Origin of the sequence: Xylanibacter rarus, assembly GCF_001275135.1 — a bacterium.
Taxonomy (GTDB): domain Bacteria; phylum Bacteroidota; class Bacteroidia; order Bacteroidales; family Bacteroidaceae; genus Prevotella; species Prevotella rara.
Map to the genome: position 1 here is coordinate 36,089 of NZ_LFQU01000025.1, position 15,636 is coordinate 51,724.

12 protein-coding genes are annotated in these 15,636 nt (G+C 48.5%); 3 read left to right on the forward strand and 9 right to left on the reverse strand.

Annotated elements, in window-relative coordinates:
• Positions 1-2: 2 nt before the first annotated feature.
• On the reverse strand, positions 3-1,643 hold the full coding sequence (locus ACU52_RS11605; RefSeq protein WP_021855749.1) for a DUF6029 family protein: 1,641 nt from the start codon (positions 1,641-1,643) through the stop codon (positions 3-5).
• Positions 1,644-1,679: 36 nt separating this feature from the next.
• The gene (locus tag ACU52_RS11610; RefSeq protein ID WP_147630857.1) at positions 1,680-2,168 is read right to left on the reverse strand and encodes a TlpA family protein disulfide reductase; all 489 of its coding nucleotides are present in this window, start codon (positions 2,166-2,168) and stop codon (positions 1,680-1,682) included.
• Between the two features lie 1,408 nt (positions 2,169-3,576).
• Between ACU52_RS11610 and ACU52_RS11615 the strand changes: the two genes are divergently transcribed.
• Together ACU52_RS11615 and ACU52_RS11620 are read left to right on the forward strand one after the other, a co-directional pair.
• Positions 3,577-3,795: a hypothetical protein gene (locus ACU52_RS11615; RefSeq protein ID WP_053398892.1), complete on the forward strand. Its 219-nt coding sequence runs from the start codon at positions 3,577-3,579 to the stop codon at positions 3,793-3,795.
• Position 3,796: 1 nt separating this feature from the next.
• Entirely contained in the window at positions 3,797-5,236 is a 1,440-nt protein-coding gene (locus ACU52_RS11620; protein WP_053398893.1) for a lipopolysaccharide biosynthesis protein, read from the forward strand.
• Positions 5,237-5,410: 174 nt separating this feature from the next.
• Here ACU52_RS11620 and ACU52_RS11625 read toward each other — a convergent pair whose 3' ends face one another.
• The 7 genes from ACU52_RS11625 to ACU52_RS11655 all read right to left on the reverse strand — a co-directional run bounded on the left by ACU52_RS11625 (position 5,411) and on the right by ACU52_RS11655 (position 13,649).
• Positions 5,411-6,364 (reverse strand): glycosyltransferase family 2 protein, encoded by a 954-nt coding sequence (locus ACU52_RS11625; RefSeq protein ID WP_021855754.1) that lies wholly within the window; start codon positions 6,362-6,364, stop codon positions 5,411-5,413.
• Positions 6,365-6,432: 68 nt separating this feature from the next.
• Positions 6,433-7,872: a DUF6080 domain-containing protein gene (locus ACU52_RS11630; protein ID WP_053398894.1), complete on the reverse strand. Its 1,440-nt coding sequence runs from the start codon at positions 7,870-7,872 to the stop codon at positions 6,433-6,435.
• A gap of 137 nt (positions 7,873-8,009) precedes the next feature.
• Complete coding sequence (locus ACU52_RS11635) at positions 8,010-8,612, reverse strand: HAD family hydrolase (RefSeq protein WP_053398895.1); 603 nt, start codon at positions 8,610-8,612, stop codon at positions 8,010-8,012.
• 48 nt (positions 8,613-8,660) lie between these two features.
• On the reverse strand, positions 8,661-9,551 hold the full coding sequence (locus ACU52_RS11640) for a decaprenyl-phosphate phosphoribosyltransferase (RefSeq protein WP_053398896.1): 891 nt from the start codon (positions 9,549-9,551) through the stop codon (positions 8,661-8,663).
• Between the two features lie 125 nt (positions 9,552-9,676).
• Positions 9,677-10,687, reverse strand: coding sequence for an acyltransferase family protein (locus tag ACU52_RS11645; RefSeq protein ID WP_053398897.1), 1,011 nt, complete (start codon positions 10,685-10,687; stop codon positions 9,677-9,679).
• A complete protein-coding gene (locus ACU52_RS11650) occupies positions 10,684-11,748 on the reverse strand; it encodes an acyltransferase family protein (RefSeq protein ID WP_053398898.1) in 1,065 nt (354 codons plus the stop codon). The genes ACU52_RS11645 and ACU52_RS11650 overlap by 4 nt, the downstream gene beginning before the upstream one ends.
• A 71-nt stretch (positions 11,749-11,819) precedes the next feature.
• Complete coding sequence (locus ACU52_RS11655) at positions 11,820-13,649, reverse strand: phosphoethanolamine transferase family protein (RefSeq protein ID WP_053398899.1); 1,830 nt, start codon at positions 13,647-13,649, stop codon at positions 11,820-11,822.
• 257 nt (positions 13,650-13,906) lie between these two features.
• On the opposite strand from ACU52_RS11655, the gene ACU52_RS11660 reads away from it, so the two are divergent.
• Positions 13,907-15,592 (forward strand): SulP family inorganic anion transporter, encoded by a 1,686-nt coding sequence (locus ACU52_RS11660; protein ID WP_021855761.1) that lies wholly within the window; start codon positions 13,907-13,909, stop codon positions 15,590-15,592.
• The last annotated feature ends 44 nt before the right edge of the window (positions 15,593-15,636 follow it).

Here is a 15,636-nt window from a genome sequence, read left to right on the forward strand (position 1 = left end):
GTTTAGAAGTTATAGTTGTACGAAAGTGTTACACCCTTGCTTGCCGGAACGTAACGGCATACACCGCCTGAGCAGTTATATCCTGCACGTGTACGGCCATAGCCGAGCTGTATACGGTGTGATCCTTTGTTGAATGTTACATATCCCTGATAGTAATGAAGGTCTGTCACGCCGCTGTTATACTCGTCGGCAATTGTGAACATCCAGTTGGGAAGCACTGACAGCTCCAACAGAGCATACCACCAGTCGCCGAGGTCGTCGTCTGTAGACAGATACTGAAGTTCGCCGCGCAAAGTGAATTTATTGTTGAACTGATATTTTGCATCGGCGATGAAGATGTCAGAATGGATCATACCACCTTCACCCTCTACTATTGTCTTATTGTAGAACTGGTTCATGTACATGAGGTTGAGCTTGAACTGACGTGTCAGTTTCTTCTCAATCTGTACGTTCAAGTCCTGATAGAAAGTCTCGTCGCCCATTTTCCAGAAAGCAGAGCCATATCCGTCTGTGCCAGCTCCACCCACTACGTTAGTATCAATACCACGAATGTGAGAGAAGTTCACCTTTACGTTTGTGCCATACTTACCGCCAAGGAGTGTATGACGCTTGAACTTATAGCCAAACTCGCCCTGGAAGGCCCATTCGCCGTCAGGATTGGTTGCATAAGGATACATGGCAGCCAACGCATAAGTCTGGTCCATCGTAAATGCCGGCAGATGGTTTATGAACGATGATGTACCGTTAATTGTTCTTTTACTGCGGAACGACATGTTGTCGCTGCGCTTTGCCTGCAGCAATACGCTCAAGCCTCTCTTTGAATAAGAAGCTGACAACATTGCCACGTTTCCTTTACGATATATATATCCGTTGTCGAACGTCGGGTCTTGTGTCTTCCACGCATATTCTGCGAGAAGGCTGAAGTTTCCTTTCTGTAAATTTGCACGCACGTCAAAAGCGTTTACCGTTGTAGGCAGGTTAAGCTTGTGCGTAGCATCAACCATGACGTCTTCTTCTTTCTCGTACTTGTTTACCCATGAAGCACCGAGTGTAAGATATGTTCCGCTGTTGCTCAGGCCCTTGAACCACTGGTCGAGACCGAGTTCAACGTCTGCACCAGACACCCATGAGTCGTTGTGTGACCAATATCTGCGCTGCTTACCGCTAAGAGCCTTTATCGAAACTCCGGGCAGCGGCTTGATTGTCAGGCGTCCTCCAAGCAAAGAGTTGTCGATGCCCAGTGTGCGCTCCTCGTATGTACGGAGGATAAAGCCTGAACCGAACTGCTCGTAGAAGTTACCTAACGTAAGGTCCCAATTTTTAAAGTGTGTTTTCAGATAGAAATAAGGAACTCCCCATCCCTTGTAGTCTTTTTCGAATCCGGGTAGAGGATGTTTCAGAAATTCGAAACGTGCTCCGGCATCGATATGCTCGCTCATTACATTCACATCAGCGAATGTGTTGGTCAAAGCCCATTCATTAACTTTTTCGGTGCCAATTGCTTCATCGTCTTGCGGAATAAGGATGTCGCTCTGGATACTTCCGCTGACGGTTATCTTTTTTTCTTCTGTCTCTTGTGCCATTGCTGTCAAAGACAAAGCAGGCATAAGCAAGAGACAGAAAATTTTATTATACTTGTGCATAAGTGTCAATTATTCTATAGTCAGCACTATGTGACATTATTTGTTTACGAGCTCTCTCACTTTCTCAATGAGTTCCTGTTCAGCTCCTTCTGTGTATCCGTTGTGTTTATAAACAATATTACCATTTCCGTCAACGATCAGTGTGTAAGGAATCATCTGAATTCCAAGTGCACGCTTGAAATCGCTGTTCGGGTCAAGCAGTACTTCATACGGCCACTCATGACTGTCAACAAGAGGTTTTACCTTGTTGATGTTCTGTGCCTGGTCAATAGAAACGGCTATAACCTTTACGCCGGTCTCTTCCTGCCACTCTTCATAAACTTCGCTGATGGCAGTCAGCTCACGGTTGCAAGGCTTGCACCATGTGGCAAAGAAATCAATGATGAAAGGTTTGCCATTGTTTGACAACGTGTCTGTTCTCACTGTCTTACCATTAATGTCTTTAAGTGTTACAGACGGTAACTGCGCATTTGCAGAACACAATATTCCTAGCGCAAAAACAATTGATAATAAAAATTTTTTCATTATTAATGCAATTTTACTGTTTTAACTTGGACAAAGTTAGTAATAATTTTGTAACGCGCTAACTTTTTTATTAGAAAAAATGCATAAAAATATTTGTTTATGATAAATATTCAGACCAAAAGACCTATTTAATAAATATTAACTATAAAGATGCAATTTTTATGCATAAATTGTTCTTTTATAGAAATGACTTAGTCGTTTTTTCTTTGTTTTTCCTTTTTTAGGCTATTGCATACCTTCGTGACAACTAAAAAGATTATATAATAACATTATGCAAAGTAAAACTATCCGGCATTTTTCGATATGAAAACTTTGCGCCTTATACGCCCCGTTATATCATGGCAATAATTATTGCTGCTCATATTTCTGCAAATTTAAGTGTAAAACGGACATTATTCTTTTACTTTCAAATAGATGACAGGTCAATAAAAAACAAAAGTCAATATTGTCATTTTAACAACAAAAAGCACCAGGCAGAAAAGCAGTAAAATGATACGGAAAAATTATCAAAACACTAAAAAAATTAACGCCCTATATATATAAATAGGTGTAAAGCCTTGATTAATATCAAGAGCTGCTGAATGGGCCTGACAATAGAGATGCTTAATAAGGGAACAAAAACACATCATGCAGCGGCATAAATATAAACTATATCTATGTAAAAAAATCAGAAGCAAAGACGCCTGATAATACGGCGAGAAAGAAGGCTGGCATAAGTCCGAAAAATATTTACATTTAAAGCTAAATGTAACATCTTTGGGGCACTGAAAATCACGTAACAATAATAAACAGGTTAAAAGTTATCGGGCATCCATTTGTAACTTTGCAGGCAGAAAAGCGCACATTATGTCATTTAAGTTTTGTCATGATTTTCAGGCAAAATAGAAAACAAAATTAACGGAACAGGCTTTAAAAATAAAAAATTATTTACGATGCCCATCAAAAGGGCACGTTTTACATGCCGAAACAATGCCTTTTACGACTTAAAACACGGCTTTTGAAGGCTTAAATTAATACATATTTTGGTGAAAAAACATATGTTTTAAGCCTGAAAAGGACGGGAAAAATTGCACACTTTGACACACATACGATTAAAGGCCCTAACAATCAGAAAGTTATGCTTGCACGCGTTTTCAGGCAATATTTACAGACAAAAGATTTTATTTTTGAAATAACGCAGTCTAGAAGCGTCATTAAAATCCAATATGTAAGCAAAACGCACATAACGGCAGCAATCTGACTCTGATTTAAACGCAAGCTATACCACAGCCGCAATGCCGTATCCGGGCTTGCGAAATAACAACATTTCATATGCATTTATTTTGCTTTTCGAGCAGTTTGCACTATCTTTGCATTAAGTGGAAAATGGCTTTGCCTATATTGAAGGCAAAAGATTAAGCTGTTTGAAATGAAAGACTGCAATAAATACATAATATTCTGCCAGACAATGAAAAGGCTGTTCAGAAACAAGACGGGCGTCGGAGTTTCTGAAGGGCAGCTGAAGACATTGACCGGTGGAAGGGAAAAGAACATTGAGAATGCTGCAAGGACGAAAGTCTTTGTTCTGGCGGCATACACGGCCGGAGAAGCTGCCGCACTGTCGGCTCACGGAATCAAGAACCTATAGAATGGAAACATTAAAAGAGAAAACAGCCAAAGGGCTGATATGGGGGCTGATGAACAATGGCTCCACACAGATTTTAAATCTGATATTCGGCATATTCCTTGGCCGGCTGCTTACGCCGTCTGATTACGGAATGGTAGGCGTGCTGACCATATTCACCGCAATAGCCGGCAACCTGCAGAGCAGCGGATTCACTCAGGCACTGACAAACATGAAGCATCCTGAAAGCCGCGACTATAATGCGGTGTTCTGGTTCAACGTTATCGTAAGCATCAGCATATACACCATTCTGTTCTTCTGCGCCCCGCTCATATCGCTGTTTTTCCATCAGCCTGCACTGACCGAGCTGTCGCGCTTCGTCTTTCTAAGCTTTGTGATATCATCGTTCGGCATTGCCCACGGAGCATACATGTTCAAGAACCTCATGGTAAAGGAAAACACCGTGACAGGATTTGCAGCATTGGTGACATCAGGCATAGTGGGAGTGGTGCTTGCAATAAACGGACAGTCTTACTGGAGCCTGGCATGGCAACAGATTATATATATCACCATAATCAACATAGGGCGCTATTTTTACACGCCCTGGCATCCTACGCTCCACATAGACCTGCGGCCAATAAAGAAGATGCTTAACTTCAGCATGAAGATTTTGCTGACGTCAATAATCAACACGCTCAACAGCAACATTCTTGTGTTCATCTTCGGACGCCTCTACCCCATAAAGGCTGTTGGAAGCTTTACGCAGGCCAACAAATGGAACACCATGGCCTATTCGTTTCTCAGCGGAACGATGGCGCAGGTGGCACAGCCGGTAATGGCACAGGTTACGGGCGACAACGAGCGTGAGCGCCGCGTGTTCCGCAAGATGATGCGCCTCACGGCCATGCTTTCCTTTCCTGCCATGTTCGGTCTTGCCATGGTGGCCGAAGAGTTTATCCTGCTGACCATCCACGAGCAGTGGCTAAGCAGCGTGCCACTGCTCCGCATTCTATGCATCGGCGGAGCATTCATGCCGCTTTACACTCTGTATCAGAACCTTATGATAAGCCGCGGACGCAGCGACATATACCTGTGGTGCACCGTGGTGCAGATTGTCATACAGATAGCCATCGTCGTGGCATTCGCCAAGTTCGACATGCAGGCAATGGTTTGGGCATATACAGCCGGAAACATTGTGTTTATCGGAATATGGCAGTATTTCTTAAACAAGCTTACAGGCATACGGACTACAGAGATAATGCGCGATATATGCCCGTTCATGATTTCAGCGGCTGCGGTCATGGCTGCGGTATGGCCGCTTACAGCTCCAATATCCAACCTATGGCTGCTGCTTATCTGCCGCTTTATCCTTGCCGCCGTTCTTTATCTTGCGATAATGCGACTGGCACATGCCGAGATTCTGAATGAAGCTATCGAGTTTGTCAAGAACAGGAAAAAGCGATAAAGACGATAAGCCCAAATCGACCATTAGGATTCGGTCGGGCTTTTTGCTTTATATTGAGCGGATTTTCGTTTGATTGCGGCCATATCAAGAAAAGCAGACTAAAATACGGATGAAAGCATGAATGCACAAAATATATAAAATAATGTGCTGTTTAATAACAGATTGGTGTCTAGACTAAAAGAAACGGCTGCATATCTTGCGCGCCGTGAGATATGCGAAATTGGCTATACTGAAAGGGCAACGCCCACGGAACATTGCGGCAAGCATCTTGAACAGCGGTCCTGACGGACGATAAGGCAGAAGGCCGTAAGCCTCGTCAAAGCTATATCCGTCAGTGCGCACACAGCGCAAGGCATTGATCATGCCCAACTGCAAAGGCACGGCATACACGCGGCGAGAGTCGTTCTCTGTAAAGAAATCAAGCACTATGCGGTTTGCCTTCAGATATGAACGCAGATGCCGTTCCGAACGTGTATGTGTATAAGAAGCCGTGTTTTCGTCGCTGTAATAATAAACAACATCGTTGATAAACGACCGCTTGGCGTAGAACATCAGCCTCGTCATTATAGAATAATCCTCGCTATAGTCCACTCCCGGCACAAGGGTTATGCCGTGGTCGGCATACAGACTGCGGCGGAAGAGCCGTCCCCACATGCGGTTTGACACTATATTCTGGCACAGCATAAGCGAGAGATAACGCTTTGTATCATGAGTCTGGCATGGAAGCACCGGCTCAGACAGTCCTGCCGACGTGAAACGTTGCCAGGCTCCGTCGACGACATCGGCACCGCTGCGCTCCATCTCGGCGCACAACAGCTCTACAGCCCGCGGCGGCATATAGTCGTCGCTGTCGGCATGCATGATACATTCGCCTGTTGCGGCAGCAATGGCCACGGCACGCGTAGCACCCACTCCGCGGTTCACCTCATTGTCTATTATGCGCACCTGCGGCGCACGGTCAGGATAACGCTCTATGACTGAGCGCAAGATGCTTATGCTGCGGTCTGGAGTACAGTCGTTTACAAACACATACTCCATGTCACGATGTGTCTGCTCGAACAGCGAAACAGCACAACGCTCAATATACTTTTCCACCCCGTAGACGGGCACAAGCACTGATACCTTCATAAAATCTCTTGCGTTAAGCGTTAAACCAACCTTACAGCCAGACCGTTATCCTCACAGGCTGCTGCCGTTTATCCCAGCAGATAGCCTGCAAGCAGAGTGACGTTATATGCCCAAAGCCACAGCGTAAGCACAACGAGCAGCACGCGCAGCCATGTTCTGAATCTTCCGTTCTCGGCCTGTTTCACCACAAATGCCATTGCCATAGGCATTACAAACAGCCAGTGGGCACCCATTATATACACTTCGTTGATGCCGAAGCCAAGTCCCATGTGCAGGAACATGTCGAAAGCAAAACCGCCCAAAGCCATCCAAAGGAAGCGCGAACGGCGTCCGCACCATATTCCGCCGATAAACAGCAGAACAATGACAGCCTCAACCACGTAGTTGATAATCCAGCTGTAAGGCACTATCACCGGCCTGCTGCGCAGCGTATCCTGCAGCAGATGCTGGTCGTGCAGCTGTATAGACTCGCCAAAAAGGTTCTCTACAGCCGTTTCAGAGCGCGATGTAGAAATGTCTGTCCACTTGATAAATTCGCCCTTGCCCATCGGCTTGCCGGTATGCTTGTTCCATGCCTTCTGGTGGTCTTTCACATATTTTGCCTTCACACGCTTGTTCATCTCCTTTGCAAAGGCTTTTTTTATCTCGGCACTGTCCTTCAGCGACGTTGTGTCGGCAAATGCATTGAACAGTTTCTGACGTGTCTCGGCACTCTTTTTCAGCCGTGCTTCGTGGCGTGCCTTTTCTTTAGGCAATACGAAAGTGCGGTATTCCCATCGTGCAAAAAACCATATAAGGGCTGAAGGCAGCAGCACTGCAAGCAGCAGATACTTGATGCGGAAGAACTTCTTTCCGTTGGTAAAGAGCGCATATATGAATATCTTCACGCCGTTGCTAAGCGTCACGCCGGCCGTAACAAAAAACAGCAGCACCGTCTGCCAGATGCTTAACCTTGTGCCGTTCTGTATTTTCAAGCCTGATATATACAACGCGAACACAAGCAGAAACATCGACACGCAGAAATGATCGGGCACTACGGCTGCTATCATGACATACGCAAACGAGAACAGCATGGCCGAAAGCACCGTGGCCTCAAAACGCCGTATCTTTATTATGTCGCGGAAGATGCGGAAGATGAATATAAACGAATAGAATGCAAAGAACAGGAGCGGAACAGCCACTATAAACTGCACAAGGTTTAGTCCCGTCATATCCATCAGCCAGCCGTCGAGCAAGGACAGCGGCCAGACCATGAACGAAAGGAACGGATGGCGGTAAACATTATAGTTGGCTTCCCAATATGTAACCATAGAATAGGTTATCGGGTCGAAGCCAGACACTACAAAGTTCTTTATAAATATATTCCAGTGCGCCCCGCCTGTATGCAGAAACGTATTGAAAGTCTTGCTTATCATCATTGCGTGCAGAGCAATCAGCACACAGAGAGCGCAGACCGACGCGGCCATTTCCTCGCGCCTTATTTTAAACATTCTGAAAAATTTCTTCATATCGTTTGTTTATATTTTCTAAAATCCAAAATCCCTGACAGCCCAATGTCCCTCATTGCGTCAGCCAAGCATCAAGCCAATCCGTCAGGCATGCCGGTATATTCGCGGCACTCTCACCGCCACGAAAGCGTCAAAGGCTATTTTCTGAAAGGCTTATAGTGGCTTTCGTTGGCAAAGTCAAGCAGTTCGAAGTCGCCCCTGCTGTCGCCATAAGCCGCAAGCCAATAGCTATTACGACCGGGATAAAGCTGTATCAGGCGTCTCACTTTCTCTTCGCCATAGCAGTTCTTTGAGATAAAACGCCCCGTAACAACCCCGTCGCGCTCCTCTATCATGGTGCCGATGACCGTCACGCCGTCAAGTCCGGCAAAGAACGGTTCCACCCAGTTGTTTATACTCGCGCTTACAATAACCACCTTGCAGCCTTCCTCAAGCACCTCGTTAATCTTCTGTATGCCTTTTGGCCGCAATAAAGAAATGTTCTCACTCGCAAAGCGCACGCACCATTTGTTGAACTCGTCGAGTTTCATCCCTCCGAAGCAATGGGCAAAGACTTTCTGCTTTACCTTCCAGTTGGGATAAAGGCCAAGCTTCATCAGCAACAGCAACGGCAGATAGCGCAGCATGCAAAGAAAGAAAGCCTTGTCGCCACGGACGAACCTTATAAACTCCAGAAGGGTGTCGCGGTTGGTCAGTGTGCCGTCGAAATCAAAGGCGTGTATCTTTAAAGAACTGTCCATAATCTAAATCACAAGAAATGCTTTATACGCTTAAATCAGCTATTGTCCTTACTTTATTACATATATCAGCACAAGGAACGTAAGCGCCCATAGCAGCACCACGCACTGCGTGAACCTGTCGCGGAGCATCATCTTTGTAGGGTCGCCGCTCCTCTTGTCAACAACGGTTATCTGTATGTAGCGTAACAGTCCGAGCAACACGAAAACCGAAGTGAGATAAAGCAGGTCTGAATGGAAACGGTTTACCACCTCGGGCGACACGGTGTACATGATATAGCATACAAGTGTCACCGACGCCGTGATGGTTATTGCCTGATTTATGAAGGTAAGGTTATACCTTATAGTATTCTTTCTCGGCGGCTCTCCCGTCTCGTTCATGCGCAGCACATCATCGCGCCGCTTGGCAAACGAGAGGAAAAGAGTGAGCAGGAAGGTCATCAGCACGAGCCACTTGCTCAGGGCTATGTCCGTGGCAAAACCTCCGGCAAGCACGCGCAGCACAAAGCCGAAAGCTATGATGCAGACATCTACAATGGCATACTGCTTCAGCTTAGAACAATAAAGAATGTTCAGAATATAATAAATAAGGATTACTAGTCCCACATTTATAACATGGGTGTATGTATCGAGCAGACACACCGTTCCTACCGACAGCAGAAACATTAGAGCCATAAGGGCCCAGGCACTCCTGACGCTTATGGCGCCCGATGCGATTGGACGCTTGCACTTAACGGGATGGCGGCGGTCGGCCTCAACGTCGATAATGTCGTTGAAGCAATAGACCGACGACGCAATGAAACTGAATGCAAAGAACGTTACGACCGATGCCCTTATGTCAGACGGGTCGAGCAGACTGCCGCCGAAGAACATGGGTATCATCACGAACACATTCTTTAGCCACTGGTGCGGACGTATCAGTTTTAACAGATTACTTTTCATTACTTCTCGTTTTTAATTTCATTTTGCCGACCAGGCCAAAGACTTGCTCTCCCTGCAGGGCCATATACCTCAGGCCGCCCGGTCAGTGCCATGCATTATCAATATCCGTCACATGCCGTTGACCGCTATATGTTCTTCGGCAAGAATCCTATCACGAACGACACAAGTCGGTGCAACAGCCACGCAAGTACAAGAGAAACGGCTATCATGATAAGAGCCGTAAGACAGTAACCCAGCTTGTAGGGGGTTATGTATTTCATGACAAACTGTATGTGGATGAGATAAAGCTCAAGGCTTACCGTGCCCACAAAGGCAAGTGCCCGGCAGATAATAGCGGGCGTATGGCACAGCAGTTTCACAAGCAGCAATATCATCGACACGGTGAGCGGAATGTAGACCATGCGCTCAAGGAACAGCGGGAAACGGCCTCGCCACGACTCCTCGAACTCCACACACATGGCCAAACTCATGACAAAAATCAGCAGCACGAGCCACAGCGACGAGCCGTCGAGGCTGCGTCCGCCCTTTACGAGCGCGCCGCAGTTGATGCCGATAAGAAATATAGGTATGCGGCTGAAGAATATCTCCACATGCCCTACAGCCTTATGCACAGGCGGATAATACTGCACCATGACGGCAAGCACCATAGCGGCCACCGCAAGCCAACGGTATTCGGGATGCTTCTCTATGAGTTTCATGTATGCCGGGGCAAAGGTGTACATCATCATTATGGCAGGGATAAACCAGAACGTCAGGTCGTCAATGCGCCAGAAGCTCCAGTTTATCAGGATGTTTGCAACGAGGTCGGGCACGTTGCGGCTGTAGCCTCCGCCGGGAGTGTTGATAAACGCCGGAATGTAATACAGGCAGGCCATAAGTATCCATGCCGGATAGATGCGTATGTAGCGGCGCCAGAAAAAGTTTTTCAGCGTTGGCTTCTTGCTCCATGCATACCACAGGCCTATGCCGCTGAGGAAAAGGAACATGTCAACGCCCACGTTTCCGCATCTCACAAAGCCGTACATCGGATTGCTCTTGGGCATCCACACATGGAACAGCATGACAAATATCATGGCCAGTCCCATCAGTTCGCTGCGGTAGCGGCTTATGTCCGAAAGGTTTATGGCTTTTATCATATCTTCAGCTTTGGTTTTGGAATATAGCGGAACATCAGCTTAAACAGCCATGCCAGAAGTATCGACGCAACGATATACGTGATCAGTCCGGTGTAGATGTATCCGCGGTAAGACATCTTTATAATTATCTCGCGCGTGATGGGGTGCATCACGAACAGCGCCGACGATATGGCACCGAACCATACGCACGGGGCAAGTGCCTTGTCGGGTATCAGTTTCATGGTGGCAACGGCTCCGGTTACGATGAACAGCGGCACAAACAGCCACGACCAGAAATAGAAGCTGCCTATGAACACGATGAATGCCGACACCACTACTATGGTGAGATTTATCGGCAAGGGCAGGTTGCGGCCGTGGCGGGCATAGAGTATGCCGGCACCAAAGGGCAGCATGCCGCCAATAAAGTTGTAACGTATACGGTTTAGAATCTCGCCTCCCTCATCGACCGACGGCGGAAAAAATGCCTGGACAGCCGTGCACAGCACTATCAGAGCCAGCGTAACAGCCGAACTGCGGCGATAGAGCACAAGACGGTAGACGATGTAGAGCTGAAGCATGAGTCCGAAATACCAGTAAGGCCCGGGCTTTATGATGTGGTCGGGGTCGGGCATCAGGTTGATATACATCAGCAGCTGGGCTATGACGCGGCCCACGGTATAGCCGTGATAGCCGTGCGGATGGAGATAGCTCACCACGGCAAAGCCTATATAGCCAAGGAACATAAGGCGCAGCAGCTTGGCATAATGGAAGCCGATGAAGGGCAGCGCCCTTACTCTCGTCGGCGTGCTGCGCTCATACTTGTAGACGAGGCCGAAGCCGCTGATAAACAGAAACACGGGCACTCCGTAGTGTCCGAAGAACGACATAACGTGTATAAACAGGTTGTCGTCGAGCGTCAGCATTCGCTCAAGCAGCTGTCTCGGCTTAGATGCCGTGAAGGTGTATTCGTTCTCCTTTACGGCAAAGCCCAGAAAGTGGCAGTAGTTGTGAAGAATTATTCCCAGTATGGCTATGCCCCTGAGGGCCTTCGACTCAGCCATGCTCAGCAGTTCTTTTTTCATTGTCTTAAGTTATTTTGTCACGGCGCCATTGCCGCGCGGCCCGCACCTCACCGGTTGCGGCGTCCTGCGCGTCAGTCTTCAACGCCGAGTTTGTCATAGTCGGTAGTGTTCTTTAACATTCTTGGTCTCTTTTCGTTATACCCGTCGCTCAGCACGTTCAGGTCGTCGCGATAGTGGGGCGAACTTATGCCGCCCAGATACAGCAGCAGATGCGGCAGCGCGTCGGTCATGTAGCGACGGTCTTTGGCCTTCACTATGTCGTTGAACAGCGACGGATGGCCAACCATAAAGCTGTGTGAGCACCATATCCAGAACGGAATGTCGAACTCCTCGCGTGCCAGGCGCGCCGTTATCTCGGTAGAGTGCATTCGGCCGTAGAAGTGTACGTCGCCCTCATAGCACTCCTCGCCATGGTCGGGCACATACACCACGATGGCGTCTTCGTCCTCGAAGCGCTTTATTATCTGGTCGACAATCGAGTCGTTATACAATATTGCGTTGTCGTAGTCGGCAAGCACGCGCAGCTCTTTCTGCTTGAGCTCGGGCCTGTCGTAATCTTCCGGATTAAAGTGTCTGCGGTCTCTCGGGAAGCGCGTGCGATAGTCAACGTGCTGCCCCTTCAGATGGAATATTATCAGGTTGTTCTCTCCGTTGTTGCGCTGCAGCCTGTCATAGTCGCCCAGCAGTCCGTCGTCGTACCGGTAGAGCCGCGTGTTGCGCGTGTCGAACATGGCGTGGCTCAGCTGCGGATTGTTCAGGAAGAAGCCGCCGCTGAAGTCGTAGACAGCCTCCTTTGCCTGAGGCAGAAACTGGTTGGTAAGGAACGTTACATGATAGCCGGCCTTGCGGAACAGCTCGGGGAACAGCGGATAGTCGCACCATTCGCCCTTGTCGCCCACTGTATAGAGCGAGAAGAGAGCCTTGAACACGAAGCTCGTAAGATTCCACGGCGCCACAACGTCGCTGAACGGTATCAGCTCGCCCTTCTGAGCGCGTGCCTCCTGTCTTGGCGTGGTGTCTTTATGGTATCCGTACAGTCCGGCATGATGACGGTTGTAGCTCTCACCTATTATCAGCACGATATTCTTGCTGCGGAACGAGCAGCTGTCCACCTTTGCCTTGTCGATATTTTCCACCAGGGTCTTCACCTGCTTGGCCGTAAGTTCGTTGGCATATATGCTGAACACAAGGCGGTAGCCGGGCAGATACAGCTGGGCCTTCTCCTTCTTTGTAAGTTCGTGCTCCACCTGCCCTATGTTGTCGTAGGACATCAGGCGCACAAAGGCCGTCTTGTCGGCAAAACACTTGACCGTGCTGACCACGAACATCACAAGGAACAGCAGTCCGAGCCACGGCTCAGCCATGCGCCACCATCCGGGCACGCCTAAAGCCATGCCGGTCTTGGCCTCCAGCCATGCCTTGCACTTGGGGCGGTTGTGCCATATAAGCACCCATGCCACATGGGCAAGCAGCACTAGCAGCACCCAGCCCAGACGGCTGAACACCACGGAGCCCGTGAGATACGACTCGAGAAACTCTGCCGCCTCGCGGCTGTCGGTCTCGCCCACAAGCAGCAGCATCGTGGGGGTTATCGTCGTGTCGAACTTCACGAAGCAATAGACGTCGACAAGCACTATCATGTAAAAGAATACGTAGATAAAACGCTTCAGCCACTTGGCCACGCTGCGCGGCAAGAGCCACAGCACAACGCAGATTATGCTCACATCGAAGAACAGCTCGTAGGGCGCAAGCGGCCATGCGTGATATCCGCGCTTGTCGGGCACTACGGCATAAGTGCACACGATGCCGAGCACATACATGAATACAAAGAAAGCGGCATTGCCTTTTATCGGCTTGAAGATATTGGTGAACACACGTCCTGCCAGATTCAGTATTTTCATCAAATTCTAAATATTTTTGGCAAAATTACATCTTTTTATTGTATCTGCAATGCAAATGCACCGCAAATCGAATGCGACAAAGATAAATCACACATATTTTATTATATATAGATACGTTTAATGCGCAAAAGCATGAAGCGCAACGGCGTAAAAAACTAAAAAAGCATAAAAAATGTTTTGTAATGTAACGCAAACATTGTACCTTTGCGACTTCTTTAAAACAAATAACATTTCAGAATAACAACAAATCAGAACAAATGGAACCTTTTGCATTCAGGCCGCGCCTGCTGTCAACGCTGAAAAGCTATAACCGCAAGACGCTGATGGCAGACATCATGGCCGGAGTAATAGTAGGCATTGTGGCCCTGCCGCTCGCCATAGCCTTCGGTATAGCGTCGGGCGTAACTCCCGAGCAGGGCATAATAACCGCCATCGTGGCCGGACTTATAGTGTCGGTGTTTGGCGGAAGCAAGGTGCAGATAGGCGGACCCACGGGCGCCTTCATCATCATCATCTACGGCATAATACAGCAGTACGGCATGGAGGGCCTTGCCATAGCCACGCTCATGGCCGGCGCATTCCTCATCCTGTTCGGCCTGCTGCGCCTCGGAGTAATCATCAAGTATATACCCTACCCCATAATCGTGGGCTTCACGAGCGGAATAGCCGTAACCATATTCACCACGCAGATAAAAGACCTGCTGGGCCTTAGCATAACAGATGTGCCTGCCGACTTCATCGAGAAGTGGGGCGCCTACGCCGCCAACATAAGCACCATTGACATGTGGAGCGCCATTATCGGCGTGGCAAGCGTGCTGCTGATAGCCGTAACGCCGCGCTTCAGCAAGAAGATTCCCGGCTCGCTGATAGCCATAATCGTTATGACGGTGGCGGCGCTGCTGCTGAAAAACTTTGCCGGTGTGACGTCGATAGAGACCATTGGCGACAGATTCTCGATAAGCAGCGAACTGCCTGACGCACAGGTGCCGCAGATGACATGGGAGACAATAAAGAGCCTCGTGTCGCCGGCATTCACCATAGCCATACTTGGAGCCATAGAGTCGCTGCTGTCGGCAACAGTTGCCGACGGTGTAACTGGCGACCATCACGACTCTAACACCGAGCTTATAGCCCAGGGCATTGCCAACCTGGCATCGCCGCTGTTCGGCGGAATACCGGCAACGGGAGCCATAGCGCGCACAATGACCAACATCAACAACGGCGGACGCACGCCCGTGGCGGGCATCATACACGCTGCCGTGCTCATGCTGATATTCCTGTTCCTCATGCCGCTGGCGCAGTATATCCCCATGGCCTGCCTGGCAGGAGTGCTGGTGATAGTGTCATACGGCATGTCGGGATGGCGCTCGTTCACAGAGCTTATGAAGAATCCCAAGAGCGATGTGGCAGTGCTGCTGATAACGTTCTTCCTCACCATAATATTCGACCTCACCATAGCCATCGAGGTGGGCCTGCTCATAGCCTGCCTGCTGTTTATGAAGCGCATGGCCGAAACAACTGACGTAAAGGTGATTATGGACGAGATTGACCCCAACGACGAGCTTGACATCGAGCAGGGCAACCTTGAGCACCTCACTATACCCAAAGGCGTAGAGGTGTACGAGATTAACGGTCCTTACTTCTTCGGAGCCGGTAACAAGTTTGAGGAGGTGATGGCCGTGTTCGGCGACCGTCCCGTTGTGAGGGTGATACGCATGAGAAAGGTGCCATTTGTCGACTCAACGGGAATACACAACCTGAAGAATCTCTGTATAATGAGCCGCAAGGAGGGCATCGAGATAGTGCTGTCGGGCGTTAACAGCAATGTCCGGGCCGTACTCGAAAGGTCTGGTTTCAACGAACTTATAGGCAAGGAGAACATCTGCGACCACATAAGCACCGCCCTTAAACGTTCAAAAGAGATTATCGGAGAGAACGCGTAAGTGAAAGTGAAAAACGAACAGTGAAAAGTGAAAAATCCAAATGC